Genomic DNA, 21,059 nt, shown 5'->3' with positions numbered 1-21,059 from the left:
ACAGAATAGATTCTAGGTTTCAAACGGTTTCCTAGACGGTGCCAGCATGACCCCACTCGGACTATTCTTCAAGCAGTTTAGCCTTCTTCCTCATATGAATCTTTTCTATCTCGCCATTCAGTCGTAACCTTTCCGTTTAGGTTAACTTATGACTTTAACCGACATGCTACACTCCCTCTTTGGTTTCCCTCCAAGATAAGTCGGCTGATAGTTAAACCGTTTCTGTAGTTTATTCACCGCCAAATGGTGAAATATACAATACCCTTATGGGCGCACAATAGATTGCTTTACGTCCCCAACCATGAATAGATTGCCGTTTTCTTCTGTCCCACTTTTTACTAGCTGTAAAATTGTCTCTTGTAGGCGATTGACGTCTTGATACTCATCCACAAGCACTTCTTTAAAGCGAGCCTTAAAATTCAGTGCCACATCAGACGGGATGGGTGGATTTGTGTTGCTTTCTTTGTCTGTTAAAATTTCTAACGCGTAATGCTCTAAATCTGAAAAGTCGAGTAAACCGCGCTCACCCTTCGCCTTTTTAAACGCTTCACTATATTCAATTGTTAGCTTCACAAGTGTTTCAATGATTGGTTTTGTCGCGGCCATTTCTTGAACGTATAGCTTCGGATGACGTGCAAAAAAGGATTCTTTTAAGGAATTAATCATTTCCTTCGCTTGGTCACGATGATCTTTTACCACCGCATAAAACTTACGGTCATCATCAGTATCTTTTTTTGTCACGGCCTTAATGCGACCAAATTCAATTGCTGGTAGTAAATGATAGGCTTCTTCCCACGTGCTATTTTCCATCGCATCCAGCACTTGCTTCGTCGCAAAATATTCCCCTTCAAATAGCTCTTTATTTTTTTGAAGAGCTGGTACGACTGAGACAATTTGCAAACCCTTTTCAAGTCGATTAACCGCTTCTTTTAAACTCGCAATAATAAACGGGCGCACTTCTTTAGCAATCGCTAATTCGTCAATCGGGCGTTCTGGGTCTATATCGTATTTTTCTGGCAGCGTCTCTAGCCATTCATACGGTCTTGGCTGTACACGCGATACTTTATACATTTCCTGCAATAACAGCTCAATCGCCTGGTCACTACGATCCGAAGCAAAGCTATCAACTAACGTGTAAAGCTCTTCTTTCGTAAATAAATGTTCCATATCCCCGCGGTATGCTTTTTCTAACACATCAATTAACACATCATCTTGTAAAAGTGCGGCTTCCTCGGTACTCGCTAAACGAAAACCTGGATCTAAATCAATCGTGTACGCATATTCACGACAGATAGATAAGCAAAACGAGTGTAATGTGGAAATTTGTGCTTTATTTAATAAGCTTAATTGACGGCGTAAAAAGCTATTGTTCGGATCTTTTGAAATCGCCTTTTCTAATGCTTCTGCCATACGATTACGCATTTCGGAAGCCGACGCATTCGTGAAGGTTACAACTAACAATTCGTCGACATCAATGCGTGTTTCCTCTGGTGCTAAAATTTTCTGGATAAGGCGTTCAATAAGTACCGCCGTTTTTCCTGACCCCGCTGCTGCGGATACTAAAATGTCATGGCCAAACGCATAGATAGCTTTCCATTGTACGTCCGTCCACTGTACATCATTCGGTTTCGTTGGAATCTTCACGTAAGCACACCACCTTTTCTATATTTTCGAATACTTCTTGCTCAGATTGCTTTTTCAACTCATTGAAGCTATTGCCTGTTTCCGCTTGGTCAAATTGACAAACCGCCTTAAAACTACAAAACGTACAAGCTTTTTGATTCCCAAGACTATACGGTTTAATTTCCGTATTACCGCGATAAATTTCATTGCCGGCCGAACGGAATTTATGATGTACAAACTCTTGCAAGTTTTCCATTTGCTGCGGCTCAATTACCTTCGATGAACGACCATTAAATTCTGGATCCTCCGCGCTTTTAAATGCAGCTGGTACGATAATCGATGCTTTATTTGGCTCCAGTGACGTGTCCATCAGTTGCGCCACTTCCACGTCTTTTAACATATAGCCACTTAGCTTGAATTTTTCCTGGCGCAGGCTTTCGATCTTCTCTAGCTTTTCATAATCCTCCGTACTTACTAATGGATTATGCACATGTAAATAAAACATCCCAGCAGCTTGTACAATAATGTTTTCAAGCTCCGATAAATCTTGTACGAATTTACTTTCCTTCGCTAAAATCGGCACGTTTTGCATCGCCACGTCTAAATACGTTAACAGCTGCAATGAAATTCCGTTATACACTTCAGTGAAATCTAATTTACGACCACTCGATTTATAGTCAATGACACGTAAATATAAGTTCTCAGCATCTTTATACGCATCAATTCGGTCAATTTGCCCGCGTACAAACATTTTACGGTTGTCATCTAAATCAATTTTTAATGCTTCTAATGGATTACGATCATCCTTCTCGGCATTTTTATCATCGCGTTTTCCGAATGGTTTTTCATGTGCAATCGCTTTAAATTTCGATAAATCACTTTGATTGATCAGCGCGAATAATGTACGCGCCACGATTTTTACGAGCTTTGTTTTAATATATTCAAAGCGATGACTACTTTTTAAAATGCTGTATGAGAAATAATCCACTAATTTCGTAATCGTCTCATTGGCCTTTTTATAGCACGCAATATAGTTGTTCAGCGGAATCACTTGCTCTTTTTCTGATAAAATCGAGCGAATCGCCTCGTGAAATAAATCGCCCATTGCAAACGATTCTAACTTAAACTCGGTACGCTCCTGTAATTTCAGGCCATACGAAGCAAAATGCGAATACGGGCAGCTATAAAATTTTTCAATGCGTGATACACTCGCTAAAAAGTTTTCGCCGTAAAGTTCCGTTGCCATTTCCTCTGTTAATGGCTCTGCTTCATTGACATGATAAAGTGGTTTTGTTACGACATTTAATACATGCTGCCACTCGGGTTCACGCTCATAAAATGCTTTTAGTGCATTCCAAGCTTCTGGTAGCGGTCGTTTTTCAAATTGCGCTTGTTTTAACTGCGTCATTAAAAAGCCGATTGCTGGTTGCGGGTGACGTAAATAGTCGAGTAAGTACGCCTCATTTTTCTCATCAAGTGGATCCATCACGATTTGCTTATGTGTTACTGTTCGTTTAATCTCACCATCTTGTCCTTTAATTTCAAACATTTTATGCAAACGGTTCACATAAATAGATGGCAGCTTGCCTTTACTTTCTTCATCTGCACTCGAATAGGTCACATATAAATACTCTGTCGGTGATGAAATCGCACGGTAAAACAAAAAGCTTTCTTGTAGCAAGCGACTTTTCACACCCGGTGCTAGCTCCACATCTGACTTTTCGAATGTTTCACGTTCATCATCAGATAGTAAACCACCCGAATCCATGCGCATCGGGTACACCCCGTCATTGACGCCAATAATGAAAATCGCCTTTTTATTATCAAAGCGGGCAAACTCTAATGTCGACACGGTTACTTCATCTAATGTTGGCGGTACACTTGAAAATTGCAGTGACTCAAAGCCTTCATCTAAAATTTGCGCCGCATCCTCTAGCGCAATTTCCTTATCACCAAACATCAAATCAAACTGTTCTAAAATATGCACCCAGCCATTCCAAGCTTGCTCATGCTCAAATGATTGGTGAAGTGCATTTGTCTGTTCCTCTTGCTCCTGCATTTTCACAAGCTTTTTGTAGACGTCCAGCTGCTCCATAAATTCATACAGTGCGACAACAATTTGACGTCCTGTAATGTGAGAACCCTTTAAGCGCTTTTGTAATGCCCCAACAGGCTCTCGAATTAAATCACGAACCGACGCCAATAGCTTTTCATATTCCAGCTCATCTTCCGTTTGCACAGAATTAATCTTTTCTAACGATTTAAAACGGCGATAATGCCAAACATCATCATTAAACCAGCGATCATGTACAATCCCTTTAGCGATAACAAAATTCTCTAACACATCCGCGCGATCACGCATCACGGCTAAATTCGCATTGTAAGGGAAATAAAAGTCCGTTTTCACACTTCTAAATACCGGCTCAAACTTCCAATTTGATGTAATGATTTCTACTACCGAACGACTAAATTCAATGAATGGATGATACAACATCGAGCGTTTTTCATTTGAGAAAAAGGGAATCTCATATTGCTTAAATGTCGTCCCAATAATGGCATCATAGACATCTACTTGACGATACATTATCCCAATGTCTTTATAACGTAACTTTTCTTCTGTCACTAACCGTTTTATTTCCTGGGCAATCCCTTGCACCTCAGCACGTGGATTCATGCCTTCTAAAATTTGCAAATGTCCATCTGATTCGATTGGCTTCACAAATGGTGCTTCAAAACTCTGTTCTACATGCAGTAAATCACTGTGCATCGAACGATAATTTGTTTGCAAGTGAATGCGCGGCTCGACTTCAATCTCAATGCCACGTTCAAAGCGTAACTTTTGAATTTCATGCTGCAATTTTTCATAGCTCATGGCCGCGCGATAAAATACTGAGCCTTCCAGTTTATCAACGGTTGGATCATCCATTGGTAGCACTAATGTCACGCGCTTAGCATAAATGAGTAGTTCTTTTAAAATCGCAAATTCTTGTCCATTAAACGATACAAAACCGTCCAAATACACATCGGTATCACGCAAACTTTCCATTTGTGGCATGCGCTCGATTAGCATCGGGAAGTACCCATCGCCGTCGATAAACTCTGCGCCAATCCGTTCGTCAAGTTGCTGTAAAATGATTTGTAAATCATGCATTTTATGTAGCAACACTTCACTCGCACCGTTTTGCTGCAATGCATCGATCATGACTTCAATCGATTGTAAATTAATATTGTACTGACTAAACTCTTTTAAAATTTGCTCGACTTCCTTCGTAAAGCCTCGTTTGCCAGCTGCTTGTTTAAATAGTAAAAACTCGTCTTTATGTTCTTCCAAAATACGGCGTAAGAGCATGCGGTAACCTGTTCCATCAATTCGTTCTCGCGCAATACCACCCTCTTTTTGCAGGACAAACCATGCTAAACGTTTAAACGTCATGACTTGCGCGCGCATCATGCCTTCAATGCCGTAATTATTCGTCAATTCATATTCCGTTGAAAACGTCATTTGGTCAGGTACTAAAATAAAAATGGGATTTCCAAGCGCATTGGTCTTTAAATCGTCGACAATTTCTTGATGAATAAAAGTCGTTTTTCCCGTACCTGCGCGTCCTGAAATTACACGTAATGTCATTTCCACACCTCTCTTCACCTTAATAGTTTCATTATAATATAAGAATACACGTTCGTGCATCATCGATCACCATTCTATGAAATTTCTTTGTATTCATGTGAGGTGCTAGCAGAGGTGATTCGCAAGGCGCCAGTCTTTTTATGGGGTGAATCTTTTATAAAGTAGAAAAAGATAAGTTCAAGTGGATCCTCCTTTTATTAAAGTGGTGATTCGGGCATAGTCATTTGGCGGGTTCTTCGCACGCAAGCCGCACAGCCAAGATAATGTCACAATCCGTTTGTTGTGACATTATCTTTGTGACGAAAGCAAAGCGACAGTCACAATTTAACAGACTATATAGAGTTTAAAGACCTGCCAATACTTGGTGTATCCATTTTCCTTTTGCTTGTATTCACGTGCTGGCGCTTACAGTGGTAGGCGCCAGTCTTCTAAATTTATCGAATCTTCCTTCTAAAGTAGAGAAGGATACAGTTCAAGTGAATCTGCCCTTTTTAAAGTGGTTATTCGGGCGTAGTCATTTGGCGGGTTCTTCGCACGCAAGCCGCACAGTCAAGATAATGTCACAATCCGTTTGTTGTGACATTATCTTTGTGACGAAAGCGAAGCGACAGTCACAATTTAACAGACTATATAAAAGGAGTTGAAAGACCTGCCAATACTTGGTGTATCCCTTTTCCTTTTGCTTGTATTCACGTGCTGGCGCTTACAGTGGTAGGCGCCAGTCTTCTAAATTTATCGAATCTTCCTTATAAAGTTGAGAAAGATACAGTTCAAGTGAATCTGCCTTTTATTAAAGTGGTGATTCGGGCATAGTCATTTGGCAGGTTCTTCGCACGCAAGCCGCACAGTCATGTTGCACATGTCTGTACGACTCGCCTTTGTGCTTCGTGAAAGACCCGCCAATACTTGGTGTATCCATTTTCCTTTTGCTTGTATTCACGTGCTGGCGCTTACAGTGGTAGGCGCCAGTCTTCTAATAGGGTGAATCCTTTTTTATAAAGTAGTGAAATCACAATGTATTTATTTAACAGCTAAATACTGTGAACTCATTTATCTAGATTTTTAGTAGAAAAGGCAATCCTGCCATTATAGAATATGAAGGCATTGACAACTATTGAACCCTATCCATATATTCATCCCTTTACAAAAAGAGAATCTGTGGCAGGCCTAGCATACCGCAACAGTATCAGTAGTAGGGATACGTACCACGTGACCCTGCTGCTGATATACGGTAGCCTGACAAAATACGAAACACCTTAATAGAATATTTATTTGAATTTGACTAGCTCTGACAATCCCTTTAACCCACAAAATTCAACGGACTCGCTTTAAAAGTAAACGGCGCCTTTGCTCGCCAACAGCGCCGCCCCTGAATTCACGCAAAGGCATAATGGATAATACTTTGATTTGGCAGGCCTAGCCCAAGGCGCAAAGAAGAGTCGTACAGATATGTGCAACATATCTTTGCGACTCTGGGCGCCCAGCCTGCCAATACTCGATACACTTTCATAACATCTTTATTAGAAGATGACTAGCTCTGACAGTCCCTTCAACCCACTAAATTCAACGGACTCGCTTTAAAAGTAAACGGCGCCTTTGCTCGTCAATAGCGCCGCACCCGAATACATGCAAAGGCATAATGGATTACACTTTGATTTGGCAGGCCTAGCACAAGGCGCAAAGAAGAGTCGTACAGATATGTGCAACATATCTTTGCGACTCTGGGCGCCCAGCCTGCCATAACACGATACACTTTCATAACATTTTTATTAGAAAATAACTAGCTCTGACAATCCCTTCTACTCACAAAATTCAAAGGACTCACTTTAAAGAATAACGGCGCCTTTGCTCGTCAACAGCGCCGCCCCCGAATTCATGCAAAGGCATAATGGATTACACTTTGATTTGGCTGGCCTAGCACAAGGTGCAAAGAAGAGTCGTACAGATATGTGCAACATATCTTTGCGACTCTGGGCGCCCAGCCTGCCAATACACGATACACTTTCATAACATCTCTATTAGAAGATAACTAGCTCTGACAATCCCTTCAACTCACAAAATTTAACGGACTCGCTTCAAAGAAAAACGGCGCCTTTGCTCGTCAACAGCGCCGCCCCTGAATACATGTAAAAGTAGAATGGATTATGCTATGATTTGGCGGGCCTTACATGTAGCACAAAGATGAGTTGTACAGATTTGTGCAACAAAGCTGTGCTGCTCATGTGCTGCGCCCGCCAAAACCCGACACACTTTAATAGAATCCCTAATAGCCCAATATATTCAATAGATTCCCTTTATGAGAGTCAAGATGAGTTGTGAATCTCCTTAAAAACAAAAAAAATGCGAGAAATTTCTCGCATTTAATGGATATCCTTCATTTTTCTCTGTGCTTGCACATTCCGTAAATCACGTTCAACGCGTTTATTTAAATTACGTTCAATTAATTTTCCGACGCCCCAAATAACGACAATAATAAGAGTTACAGTAATTATTTTCATCGGCGACGTTAAAATCGCACGTAGATCACTGCCTAAATAGCTAATTAAAAAAATCATCACGGGCTTTGAAATGAGTAATGTTAAAAAATAATATTTCTTTTTAATATGCGATAGCCCCGCAACCGTATTCACGACAACGACTGGGGTAAATGGTAAACAAAGAAGGACGAATAACGGTGTGAATCCCCGAATATCGACCCACTGAATTAGCCGTTTTACTTGCTTTAAATTTTTAAATTTCTTAAACAATTTGTACTGCCCAAATTTGCGAATCATTATGAAAAATGCATAGGAACCTGCAGCTGTTGCCAACCAAGATAAAATGAATCCCCAAAATAATCCGTATGCTCCTGCATTGGCAATGACGATAACAAACAATGGCAATACCGGAACAAATGATTCAATAAATGTTAAAAAGACGCTAAAAAACGGCCCTAGTAGTTTATATTTTTCAATAATTACTTCTACATTATCAAACGTCATCCAATCTAACATTGCACTCACTCCTAACGACAAAACCATTCATCTAATTAATCATATAACTTCAATAAGCAGTACAAGACTCTATGATTGAAGTTTTACTTTATAGTACCATACTACCCATATAGACGATTGGTTAAATCGTGACGTTCCATCAACATTCCCCAAAAAAAGAACCCCGCTTTCACGAGATTCTTATCAATACTCTATTTAACTATGAGTAACCCAATTTTATAATTGTCATCACGATGGACAACATGCTGTGTTAAACGCAGTTCCCCATTATGATCAAGCACTTCAATACGACAATGTGCTGCATTAACTTGCAAGGCTTCATACATTTCGTCCTCTGTGAAAATGGTTTGCCCATTAATTTTTTGAATGACTTCGCCTGGGATTAAGCCCATTTTTTCTGCGGGTGAACCTGGTAAGACACCTGCAATCATGATCCCTTTTTCACTGCGCATCACAACATAATGGTCTCGGTCCTCAGTACGCTTATAATAGATACCAATAATTGTTCGAGAAATCGCGCCCAATGCAAGTGCTGCTGCCCCTAATACAGGCATAAAGTACGCTGCTAAACCGACAAATAGCACAAGCTCCCCAACAAAAATAATGTTACGTCCTAGCTTCGGATACACATCTATCGGCAATTTACGACGCACCATTTGTTGGAACCCAATGACAAATGGGAATACGATTAACGAAAATTGTTCCGAACCTAATGTAAACTGTGGCCAATAAGGTAAATAGGCACTAATGCCATCCCCAGGAATAATCATAAATACGGGTAAAATCCAAAGTTGTTTACTGTAATAAGCAATACCGTTTAAGCCACGCTTCGTTGTTTCTACAACGGGCGAAGCAAATTTCGCACCGTAGCGGCGAATTAAAATTCCTTCTGCCATTAATAATAGCCCCGCTAAAACAGGCGCTGTTCTCACCAAACCATCCGAAACATTGGAACCGACAAATTCAAAGCCCCAAATTTCATACGACCAATCTTTCCAGTCCATCCACACAACGACCGCAAATGCAATTGCCATTATAATGACAGGAGACAGGAGATGATACGTATATAGCAGTAAACCAATTAGTGACACGATCAAAATAACGGTTAGTAATTCAACGGTTACCGTTAATCCGACAACTAGGCTAAATAATGAAATAATCAATGATAGCACGAATCCCATAATGAGCATATTTTTCGTTTCAGACCAGCCATTTAAAATACGATGATTAAAGAAGTGACGTTCTCGCTTCACACGTCGATACCCTAAAAAGACAGCTGAAAGTATTGCAACATATACTAACGGATTCATAAATAATCGACCAATACTTTTTAAAATTTCAATAATAATTGTTCCATCCATGCTCTCACCTACCGTTCATTCCTCACGTCAACTTGCCTTTTCAGTAGTGAAAGTCCTCTTTAACCTTCACAAATTGAAGTTTCACTTTATTGTATCAAATCCTCTAGTTGATGCGTAGTGCAATTTGTACTTGTATGCGAAATATAGCTTATTTTTGCAATTATTGTAACTGATGCATCACATAGCTGATCGCCATTTGCAACTGCATATCATTTAGTGGAGAGGCCTTAAATTTTTGCACCTGTGACGAGAGTTCCGTGAAAAATAGCTCGTCGATATGCCGCCCTTCCTCCAAATCATTTTGCTTACGGAACTTCGACACTTCCTCCGCTGTGTCCATATCAAAAAAACCGTCCGTTCTCGTAATTCCATAGCCAAGCTCACTTAACACTAATTGACTATAGGCGACCTCCTCGCTATATTCACCCGCTTCAAATCGTCCTTTCAGCAATTTGGTCTCAATTCCGTATAGGGGATGCTGTACTACTTCTACATCTGGTTCAATCCCCACATGATGAATCCACTGTTTTGATGGGGTTAACCATTTATTCGTCGATAATTTTAATTCTCCTCCATTTTGTAGCGCCCAACTTTGTTGCACTGTTCCTTTTCCGAAACTTGTCACACCAATTACAACCGCGCGTTTCCACTCCTGCAGTGCACCAGCAAATACTTCACTTGCAGAAGCACTTCCTTCATTTTGAAGAATAGTAATCGGGATATTCTTTAGTTTTTCAGCGTATGGTTTCATTTCTTCAACTTTCTTTGTTTTTAGGCTTTCTGTTGCGCCGTCATGATTTTGCATATGAGCGAATACTTTTTCCGTCTGTTCAAAAAAACTAAGCATTTGGGCGACACTGTGTAAATAGCCTCCAGGATTGTTACGCAAATCTATAATCAGCGCCTCTCCTTCCTGTTCAATCACTTTGTCTAATGCCTTTTGCCATTCCAAAGCGGTCTCTTCACCAAATAGCGACACCGTAATATGACCAATTTTCGTGCCTTCCACTTCGATTACTTCTGATTGTACCGTCTCATTTTTCAAGCGTTCTCTTTTCACAACGACTTTTACATGTCGTTCCAAGTTTGGTCGGTACAGCACAAGTGATATTTTTTCGCCTTCATTTCCCTGCATCATCTTCATGACATCCCCCATTGATTTACCATCTAAACGCGTATCATTGATTTGGATGAGCTCATCTAATGGTCGTATGCCTGCCTTATCTGCTGGCGACGCTTTTACAGGTGCCACAACGATAAACTTCCCATTTGATACTGATAGCTCAAGGCCAATGCCAATTCGCTCACTTGCCAATGTTTGCTTATGTAACGCTGCTTCTTGCTCCGTATAATAGGTACTGTACGGATCATTAATCGCATCGGCCATCCCTTTTAAGGCCCCTTCAACTAACTTATCTGAAGAAACATCATACACCGATTCTTTTGCAATTAGATCGTGCAGTTCATTAATCACCTGAAATTCTTCTTCTTGCTCATCACTAGAATTTGGTTGCTTCACAAATAACAAACATGTCCCTAAAAAAACGACACATACTACTATGACGAATAAAAAAATTCGACTTTTCCGCACAAACTTCCCTCCCGTTCAATGTAATTTATGAACGCTCGCAGAATTTCATACTTCCAAGCCGAATCTAATTTCTATTAGTTTAATTGTTTCACATTATTTCGCAACGCATCTAAATCAAGTGGACCCAAAATTTTCTTTTGAATCCTTCCTTCTGTATCAATCATAAATGTGGAAGGAATCGTTAAAATTTCATACTGACTTGCCACGGATTCATCCATCTCTAATAAAACAGGGAATTTAATATTATAGTTTTGTACAAATTGTTCCACACGCTCTAATTTTTCTTTTGAATAGGTTAAATTGACACCAATAATTTCGACATTATCTTCTTCACTGTATTTATCATAATATTTTTGCATATGTGGCATTTCCGCTTCACATGGCGGACACCAGGTTGCCCAGAAATTAAGCACAACGCGTTTCCCCTGTAAATCCGATAAGGTCACTTCTTCACCTTGTAAATTAAAGAGCGTAAAATCTGGTGCGAGCTGATCCTTTTCTAGACCTACTTGTTCACCTAGCGCTACTTCATAGCCCTTTGCATGTTCGTTAATCGCATTGCTACGATCAATTTCTTTTTTGATATATGTGCCTAACATCGTAACGACGAGTGCTAAAACGATGATGATTCCAATATTTTTTTTCATATTTTCACACCTCACGTATTTCTCTAGTAGTACCATATCACACCTTTTAGGGAAATATTCACATTAAAAAAGGCAAAACTCGAAAAATATCCGAGTTTCGCCTTTCTTATCCTATCTTAAAGTGAAATGTAGCGTAATGGGTTTACGGCATTCGTACGTTTCCCGTTCCATTCACCTACATGAATTTCAAAGTGTACGTGAGGACCAGTTGAGTTCCCTGTGTTCCCCATTCGTGCAATTTGCTGACCTTTTGTAACATGCGTACCAACACTTGTATTAAAGCCACTTAAGTGACCATATACGGTAGTGAATGCTTGTCCTTCAATCGAGTGTGTCACCATCACGACATTCCCGTAACCATTCATCGAACCTACATAAGATACAACGCCATCTGCTGATGCAACGACTGGTGTACCAATGGAATTGGCAATATCCACACCTAAGTGATATTTACTTCCGATTGGTCCAATATCACGACCACCGAAGCCTGATGAAAAGCGTCCTGCTGCTGGTCTTGTCCAAGTACCTGCTGCGACTGTTGGTAATTTACCTGAGCCTGCAGAACTGCTTGCTTTTGCCCTTTTCTTTTTCGCAGCCGCCTCTTCTAGCGCCTTTTTACGTGCCACTTCTAAAAGTCGACGTTGTTCAGCAAGGAATTTTTTCTCTAGCTCTTCACTTAGCTCCACTTTATCATGATAATGCTCTTCAATTTGTGATTTTTGAGCATGTAATTTAGCTTCTTCTGCCTCTAACTCATCCACCAATTTGTTTTTTTCTTGCTTTTGTTGGTTTAGTGAAGCTTTCAATTTTTCAAGCTCTGCCTTATTCTCTTCAAGCTTTTCTTTTTTAGCAATCAGCTCGATTTTTTGAGCTTCTAATTTTTCTTTATCTTCTTTTTGCTCACGCATAATTGTACGATCCGCTTCCATTAACGTATTCACCGCTGAGAAACGGTCGATAAAGTCAACAAAGCTATTTGCGCCTAATAATACGTCAACATAGCTAACGGTACCGCCTGTTTGAATCGCACGGGCACGTTCTTGTAGCAGCGCATCACGCTCTTCAATTTTCTTTTTAAGTGCAGCAATATCGTTTTCTAATTGCGTAATTTCTTCATTCGCAATTTCAATATCGATTGACACAATTTCAATTTCTTGATTCTTTGCATTAATTTTTACGCCAAGTTGTTCTAATTGCTCAATGATTTGTTCTTGGCGACTTTGATTGGATTTAATCTCTGTCTTTTTTTGTTGTAGCGATTCATTTAATGCTTTTTTTTCTGCATCAAGTTGACTGCGTTCTTTTTTCAAATCATCTAAAGTTGATGCATAGGCAGCTGGCATTTGCACAACTAAAGTTAGCGCAAGTATTGCCGCAATGATTTTATAGACATGCGTATTTAGCTTCTTCAAAACTTCTTTTCCCCCTAAACGCATTCTTCTTTGTCTCTAGTATAATATCTAGTAATTATTAAACTTTTAAAAACTTACGAACTGACATGAAACTTCCCCAAACGCCAATGACAATCCCTATTAACATGATCAATCCGTTTACTTGGTACATAAGCGGCGTCACATGTAACAATTGGAAAAGCTCACCTTTTAAGCGTGGTGCTAATAGTTCATAAATATTGTAATAAGCAATTGTTACGGCAGCGATTGGAATAATAGAACCCACGATACCAAGCCACATTCCTTCTAATAAGAATGGAATACGAACGAATGAATTTGTTGCCCCAACAAGCTTCATAATTTCAATCTCATCTCTACGGGCGATAATTGTAATACGAATGGTGTTCGAAATTAGGAACATCGCTGTAAATAATAAGCCTAAAATTAATACGAGCCCGACATTTCGAGCGATTTCTAAGAAGTTAAATAGTTTTTCAACTTTTCCTTCACCATAGACAACTTCTTTTGTATGATCGAAGCTATCAATTTTTTTTGCAACTTCCGCTGTTTGTAGCGGATCTTTTGCTTTTACATAAAGTACATTATAAAGTGGATTATTTTGTTCAAATAAACTTAACTCATCACCAAAGTCTTTAATTAACTTATTTAATTCAGTTTCTTTTGACGAATATGTAACTTCTGCAACATCTGGTAAGCCTTTAATTGAATTGATTAAATGGTTCTCTGCTGTTTTCATTTCAGCTTCATCGGTAATTAAATCAATCATGACGCGAATTTCTACGTCATTTTCTAAGTCGTTGGCTACTTTATTTAAGTTCATCATAATGACTGAAAATACACCAACTAATAATAATGTTACGGTTACAGCACTGACTGAAGCAATTGTCATCCAGCTGTTACGACCTAATGATTTAAAGCTTTCTCTGAAATGACGTGCAATTGTTCTACCCTTCATAGCCGTAGTCACCTCCGTATTCATCACGGACAATCATACCGCCTTCAATTGCGATAACGCGTTTGCGAATCGTATTAACGATTTCACGGTTATGTGTTGCCATTACAATCGTCGTACCTTGACGATTAATTTCTTCAAAAATGTTCATAATTTCCCACGATGTCTCAGGGTCTAAGTTCCCTGTAGGCTCGTCCGCAATCATCACTTTGGGACGGTTTACAATCGAGCGGGCAATTGCCACACGTTGCTGTTCCCCACCAGATAATTCGCTCGGAAACATACGTACTTTATGCTTTAAGCCAACTAAATCGAGTACTTCCATAACACGTTTACGAATGACTTTCGGTTGTTCCTCAATTACTTCCATCGCAAATGCGACATTTTCATATACCGTTAAGCGCGGTAATAATTTAAAGTCTTGGAACACAACACCTAGCTGACGACGTAAATAAGGAACACGGCTATTTTTAAGTGTTCTTAAATTGATATTATTAATTAAAACATCGCCTGTAGTCGGTTTTTCTTCACGGTACATTAATTTGATAAATGTCGATTTACCTGCCCCACTAGGACCTACTACGTAGACGAATTCACCCTTTTTTATTTCGATAGTAATCCCGTTCGCTGCGACGACGCCATTAGGATACTTCTTGACTACATTATTCATTTGAATCATTAACGAAACCACCTAAGTTCTATCTTTAAATTTTATATTCAGTCCTATTTATTATAGCACTTTGAGTCTTTAGTTTTATTACAATTTCGTTTCATTGTTAGCAAAATTGCAGTTTAAAGAAGATTTTTGCTTACATTCTTTCAATTCAATAATATCACGGTCTTTAAAATCCTTCGCCATTCAAACTCAGTCCATTACTTACTAAATCACTGTAATGTAAATTTAACAATATAGTCGTTTATTAATAGAACGAAATATTGCTAAATTTCACTATTATTAAACAATTTTCTTGTTTTAATATTGGTAATAAGTAATATCCGACTCGCTATACTTGACCCAACTGCCTTCACCAATTCGATACCACGTATCATAGTCCGTATTGTATTCCTCATATACATCAATGACGTCATCATCATTTAACATGTACTTCGTTTCATACGCCTCATCTGGCTCACTATAAACACGAATACTGCTCGAATACGTTTCAATATAGCCAATAACACCAGTTGACTCTTCTTCACTATAATCATCATCATCTTGAATGGTACTATAATCTGTAAATTCAACATACTTCGCATCATTTGAAATGTATGCACCTGGTGCGACTAAGTACCAGCCTGTTTGTGGGTCCATTTCGTACACTTCAACTACGTCATTGCTTTGTAAAATCCCGAGCAAACTTGTTTCTTTACTTGTCCCTTGGCGAACATTTAATGTACCTGCTAATATGCGCGCTTCACCGATTGGATTGTCCATATTGTTGAAGTCTCTATATGCCCAGTCAATTGAAAAATACTTATCTGCTTCAATCCATGCGTCTTGCCCAACTTTTACCCAGTCTGCATTTACTGTTTCATAAATGTACATGTCTTGGACTTCTTCTAAAAGACCAATTACGGTTTTTTTGCGATCAGGTCCTTCAAATACCGGCACCATTGTTGTTGTCGTAGACTCAGTACGTATAGGCGTTCCCTCTTGTTGTATGCGATTATTCATCTCAAATTGGTCAATTTCCATCCAATCTTCAAACAGTAACCACGCATTTTCACCGAGCTTCAGCCACCCTTTTTCAGTGACAGCATAAATATCATAAGATGTGTCTATCTCTAGTGAACGGGTTTCGGATTCCTTTGATGGTGATTGATGCACATAATAATTGCCTCTACCTGTATAAACAGTCGCTAATACTTGCATCGTTGTTTGGCCTTGAACAAAGTTGCTTGATGTATATTCATACATATCCGAATTCGGTAAATACAGCCAATGGTTATGTTGAATTCTGTACCAGTCCCCTACAATTTCTTGTACTGCCCAATTTGTATCTGCCGCTGCGACATACTCTAAAAGCGCACCGTCATATTCCGAATAAACGGGTACTTCTTCATATATATACAATTCACCCATTGCAAAACTAATTTTCTGCGGGTCCGTATCGTGTGTTAAATAATGATCTTCATTTGAAGGTTCCAAACTTACATCTTCATGTGTCTCGCTTTCATAATCATTTTCATCGTTATCATAGGTACTAATATAATTTTTAGCTTCTGTAATACCACTTGTTACTAATGTAATCACGCTGCAGATGATTGCCACTTCGATAATTGTTTTGTATCGAGAATTTGCAATGGAGTTTTTTATTTTCAATAAGTTGTGTTACACAGTCGGCAATAATCCTGAATTATGCCGAGCTGTCCCCTTCGCTCTATTTTTTATTGTTGTTTCATTTGTTTTCCAATACTTAATTATACTGTTTAACATAAATATATCTACATTAATGGAATAATTATGTTATTTACAGTTACTAAATACAAGAAAATTGAGTAAATTGTCTAGTTCCTTTCGCATAAAACGGCTACTAAATTTAGTTATTCCAAAATAAAAACACGATTTTGCAGTTTTGCAAAATCGTGTTTTCCGTGTTGTAAAGTCATGCTGGTTCTATTTTCTAGTTATGTGAGGTGAGCCTGTAGTTTCAGGCATCCAGGCATCTTATTGAACTGTATAACGTACGAGTACTGTGCCTGTACGTGATTCGCCGACTAGTTTAAGTAGTTTAGCACCCTCTACTTCTTTATTGAAACGAACAGATTTCAATAAAAATTGTTCTTCTTCCTCATATACATGGACATCACTTAAACCCACATCTGCTTTGCCAAAGTTCGAGAAAATTTGTCCTTCTAATGCGACAGTTTTTGGCACATAAAGTTCTACTGAACCTGCTACCGAACGCGCTTTAACTTTGCGCGCTTCTGCACTTGTCGTTGTGACAACTACTGGTCCATTTACTGATTCGGCTTCCACTTCTTTAAGATCGCCATCGATATAAATGCGGCCATTCGCTGTTTCAACTTCTAAGTCATCACCTTTAACCGCGCGCGCTTCCACGGCACCATTACTCGTTTGAAGCTCTGCATGATCAAATATGGCATTCTCTAAACGAATAATCCCGTTATACGTTTTTGCTTTAATTAATTTCGCATCGATATTTTCAATCGATATTCCACCATTTAATAAGCGAGCGATAAACACATCATAATGCTTTTCTGGAATAGCCAGTTGCACTTTTACTTGTGTAAATTTATTCGTTGATTGCACAAATAATTTACTATCTGTCAGCGATACTAACCCATCCGTCACTTGTTCAGCTGTGGCTGTTTCTGTACCTTTCGCTTGTGTTTTCACCTTAATATCAACGGTCACTAAGTTGTCCGTTGCTTTTACTACTTCTACTTTACCGTTCGCAATATCGAGCTCGATGCCTTTAACATCTTCTGCTGGATAAGCGAGTGATTTCGAAAATTCAACCTTCTCACCAAATGGCGTATCCATATCAAAATCTTTTAGCTTCGATAACGTTGAGCTCACAAGGCCTGCCATACGCGTGCTGAATTGCGAAAGATCTGATTTCAAGTCATTCATAAACTCGTCCACTTTTTTGTTTATATCTTTATCATTAAATGCTTTGCCGAAAATATCTTCAAAACCTGTTGATTGTTTCTTGTCTTGTTCTTCATTTATTGGTTCTGCTTTATGTGCTTCTTGTGCTTGAGTGGGTTCTTCTTGCTTTGTTTCACTCATAGTTGGCATAACGGGCGATGAAGTGGATTCCTTTTGTGTCGATAGCTTTTCTAATAAACCAATCGCTTCTTCTGCTGAAATAACACCGTTTTCGACTAATTGTAAAATTCGTTTGCGTTCATTTTGCATGTAAAAATTCCTCCCTCTTCGTATACCTTTATTATACGAGGAAGGAGGAATAAAAGTTTCATTTAAACTCTCAAATTTTATAAATCAATTAGGTTATTTTGATTTTGCCGCATCAATTTTTGCCGTCATTCGTTCACGGTCACGTTCTAAAATTGGTTTTAAATAGCGTCCTGTATAGCTTTCCTTTTCTTCTGCAATTTGTTCTGGGGTACCTGTTGCTAAAATTGTCCCACCACCATCGCCGCCTTCAGGACCTAAATCAATAATATGATCGACGGTTTTAATGACATCTAAATTATGCTCAATCACCAGTACCGTTTCTCCGTTTTCAACTAAGCGTTGTAATACAAGCAGTAAGCGGGCAATATCATCGGTATGAAGACCCGTTGTCGGTTCATCTAAAATGTAGAATGACTTGCCGTTTGAACGACGATGTAATTCCGAAGCGAGTTTCACACGCTGCGCTTCACCACCGGAAAGCGTTGTAGCCGGTTGTCCAAGCTTCACATAACCAAGCCCCACGTCCACAATCGTTTGAAGCTTACGCTGAATTTTTGGTAAGTTGCCGAAAAATTCTAACGCATCTTCCACGGTCATCTCTAAAATATCCGCAATGTTTTTGTCTTTATATTTTACTTCTAATGTTTCACGGTTATAGCGCTTCCCGTGACATATTTCACACGGCACATACACATCTGGAAGGAAGTGCATTTCAATTTTAATAATGCCATCCCCACGACAAGCTTCACAGCGACCGCCCTTCACATTGAATGAAAAACGACCTTTTTTATAGCCGCGCACCTTCGCTTCATTTGTCATCGCAAAAACATCACGAACATCATCAAACACGCCAATATAAGTCGCTGGATTTGAACGTGGTGTACGCCCAATTGGAGATTGGTCGACTTCGATTACTTTTTCGAGCTGTTCGATACCCTCAATTGATTTATGTGCACCTGGTTTCACCTTCGCACGATTTAATTTCGATGCGAGTGCTTTATATAAAATTTCATTAACTAAAGTTGACTTACCTGAACCCGACACCCCTGTTACGGCAATAAATTGACCTAATGGAATATCCACATTCACGTTTTTTAAATTGTTTTCTGAAGCACCTTTAATCTTCAATTTACGTCCATCCGATTTACGACGTTCAAGTGGCAGTGGAATAAATTTCTTACCACTTAAATATTGCCCCGTAATGGACTCTTTATTTTTCATTACTTGCTTCGGCGTTCCTTGTGCAATGACCTCGCCACCGTGTGCCCCAGCACCTGGGCCAATATCGATTAAATGGTCCGCCGCTAACATCGTATCTTCATCATGCTCCACTATAATGAGCGTATTGCCTAAATCACGCATATTTTGAAGTGTATGAATGAGTCGGTCATTATCACGTTGATGTAGTCCGATGGAAGGCTCGTCTAAAATATATAAAACCCCCGATAAACGCGAACCAATTTGTGTGGCAAGTCGAATACGCTGCGCTTCCCCACCAGACAATGTACCTGCAGCACGTGCTAATGTTAAATAATTCAACCCCACATCTAATAAAAATTTCAAACGCTCAATAACTTCACGAATAATTAATTTCGCAATTTGCTTCTCTTTTTCTGTTAGCTCCACAGAACTAAAGAAATCATACATTTCTTGAATCGAATGGCGCGTCGCTTCAGAAATGTTTTGCCCTTGAATTTTCACTGCTAATGTTTCTGGTTTTAAACGATGTCCCTTACAAGACCCACAAGGTTGATCTGTCATATATTTTTGCATCATCTCACGCGTATAGTCTGAACTCGACTCTTTAAAACGGCGTTCAATATTCGGGATTACCCCTTCAAACTCGATATCTTTTTTATGCAAGCTACCATAATCATTTTTGAATTCGAAATGGATTTTCTCTTTGCCTGAACCGTGTAAAATTTTATCCATCATCTCTTTTGGAATTTCTTTTACAGGTACATCCATTGGAATATTGTAATGCTTACAAACGGCTGCGAGCATTTGCGGGTAATAATTCGATGAGACCGACTCCCACGGCGCAATAGCGTTTTCAAGTAATGTTTTATCCCAATCTGGAATGACTAACTCTAAATCCGCTTTTGCTCTACTCCCTAAACCATCACATGTTGTACAAGCCCCAAAAGGACTGTTGAATGAAAACATGCGCGGTTCTAACTCCCCAATTGAAAACCCACATTGTGGACAAGCATGATGCTCACTAAATAGCAGTTCTTCTTGTTCCATTACATCGACTAAAACGCGACCTTCCGCGATTTTCAAGGCCGCTTCTAATGAATCACTTAAACGTGACTCCACGCCTTCTTTTATAACAACACGGTCAATGACGACTTCAATCGTATGCTTTTTATTTTTATCAAGTTCGATATTGTCATCTAAATCACGCAGTTCTCCATTTAAACGAATACGTACATAGCCTTGTTTCTTCAAGTCTTCTAATAGCTTTACATGCGTCCCTTTTTTGCCTTCAATCACGGGTGCAAGTAGCTGCATTTTCGTACGCTCTGGATACTCCATTAAACGGTCGACCATTTGCTCTATGGTTTGTGATGTGATTTCAACGCCATGCTTCGGACAATACGGCTTACCAATACGTGCAAATAGTAGACGCAAGTAATCGTAAATTTCAGTTACCGTACCGACTGTTGAGCGCGGATTACGACTTGTTGTCTTTTGGTCAATTGAAATTGCTGGAGATAGTCCTTCGATTGTATCGACATCTGGCTTATCCATTTGCCCTAAAAATTGACGAGCATATGCAGATAATGACTCGACATAACGACGTTGCCCCTCCGCATAAATCGTATCAAATGCTAATGAAGATTTTCCTGACCCCGAAAGGCCTGTCACAACAACAATTTTATCGCGCGGAATTGTGACATTGATATTTTTTAAGTTATGTGCACGTGCACCTTGTACAACGATTTCTGTATTTTTCACGATGT

12 protein-coding genes are annotated in these 21,059 nt (G+C 39.3%); all 12 read right to left on the bottom strand.

Translation table 11 applies throughout. From position 1 onward, the window contains the following. Window positions 1-264: 264 nt before the first annotated feature. The 12 genes from DCE79_RS03080 to uvrA all read right to left on the bottom strand — a co-directional run bounded on the left by DCE79_RS03080 (window position 265) and on the right by uvrA (window position 21,054). Window positions 265-1,644, bottom strand: coding sequence for a UvrD-helicase domain-containing protein (locus DCE79_RS03080; RefSeq protein ID WP_234417320.1), 1,380 nt, complete (start codon window positions 1,642-1,644; stop codon window positions 265-267). Further along, entirely contained in the window at window positions 1,619-5,251 is a 3,633-nt protein-coding gene (addB, locus tag DCE79_RS03075; protein ID WP_108711657.1) for a helicase-exonuclease AddAB subunit AddB, read from the bottom strand. The genes DCE79_RS03080 and addB overlap by 26 nt, the downstream gene beginning before the upstream one ends. 2,360 nt (window positions 5,252-7,611) lie before the next feature. Further along, window positions 7,612-8,244, bottom strand: a complete 633-nt coding sequence (locus tag DCE79_RS03070) for a TVP38/TMEM64 family protein (RefSeq protein ID WP_108711656.1) — start codon at window positions 8,242-8,244, stop codon at window positions 7,612-7,614. A 191-nt stretch (window positions 8,245-8,435) separates the two neighbouring features. After that, window positions 8,436-9,605 carry a PDZ domain-containing protein gene (locus DCE79_RS03065; RefSeq protein WP_108711655.1) on the bottom strand — a complete coding sequence of 390 codons (1,170 nt, stop codon included), beginning with the start codon at window positions 9,603-9,605 and terminating at the stop codon, window positions 8,436-8,438. 160 nt (window positions 9,606-9,765) lie between these two features. Further along, window positions 9,766-11,196, bottom strand: a complete 1,431-nt coding sequence (locus DCE79_RS03060) for a S41 family peptidase (RefSeq protein WP_108711654.1) — start codon at window positions 11,194-11,196, stop codon at window positions 9,766-9,768. Between the two features lie 74 nt (window positions 11,197-11,270). Continuing rightward, entirely contained in the window at window positions 11,271-11,843 is a 573-nt protein-coding gene (locus DCE79_RS03055; RefSeq protein WP_108711653.1) for a peroxiredoxin family protein, read from the bottom strand. Window positions 11,844-11,959: 116 nt separating this feature from the next. Next, the gene (locus DCE79_RS03050) at window positions 11,960-13,255 is read right to left on the bottom strand and encodes a murein hydrolase activator EnvC family protein (protein WP_108714410.1); all 1,296 of its coding nucleotides are present in this window, start codon (window positions 13,253-13,255) and stop codon (window positions 11,960-11,962) included. A 58-nt stretch (window positions 13,256-13,313) separates the two neighbouring features. Then, entirely contained in the window at window positions 13,314-14,210 is an 897-nt protein-coding gene (gene ftsX, locus DCE79_RS03045) for a permease-like cell division protein FtsX (RefSeq protein WP_108711652.1), read from the bottom strand. Next, a complete protein-coding gene (gene ftsE, locus DCE79_RS03040) occupies window positions 14,200-14,886 on the bottom strand; it encodes a cell division ATP-binding protein FtsE (RefSeq protein ID WP_108711651.1) in 687 nt (228 codons plus the stop codon). Before ftsE ends, ftsX begins: the two co-directional genes overlap by 11 nt. 294 nt (window positions 14,887-15,180) lie before the next feature. Then, window positions 15,181-16,530 (bottom strand): SH3 domain-containing protein, encoded by a 1,350-nt coding sequence (locus DCE79_RS03035; protein ID WP_159083044.1) that lies wholly within the window; start codon window positions 16,528-16,530, stop codon window positions 15,181-15,183. A gap of 345 nt (window positions 16,531-16,875) precedes the next feature. Then, on the bottom strand, window positions 16,876-18,093 hold the full coding sequence (locus tag DCE79_RS03030; protein ID WP_108711649.1) for a DUF4097 family beta strand repeat-containing protein: 1,218 nt from the start codon (window positions 18,091-18,093) through the stop codon (window positions 16,876-16,878). 93 nt (window positions 18,094-18,186) lie between these two features. Further along, entirely contained in the window at window positions 18,187-21,054 is a 2,868-nt protein-coding gene (gene uvrA / locus DCE79_RS03025; RefSeq protein WP_108711648.1) for an excinuclease ABC subunit UvrA, read from the bottom strand. Between the last annotated feature and the right edge of the window lie 5 nt (window positions 21,055-21,059).

It is taken from the genome of Lysinibacillus sp. 2017 (assembly GCF_003073375.1).
Lineage (GTDB): Bacteria > Bacillota > Bacilli > Bacillales_A > Planococcaceae > Solibacillus.
Note: the sequence above shows the minus strand (reverse complement) of the source record. Positions and strands in the feature narration are given on the sequence as shown.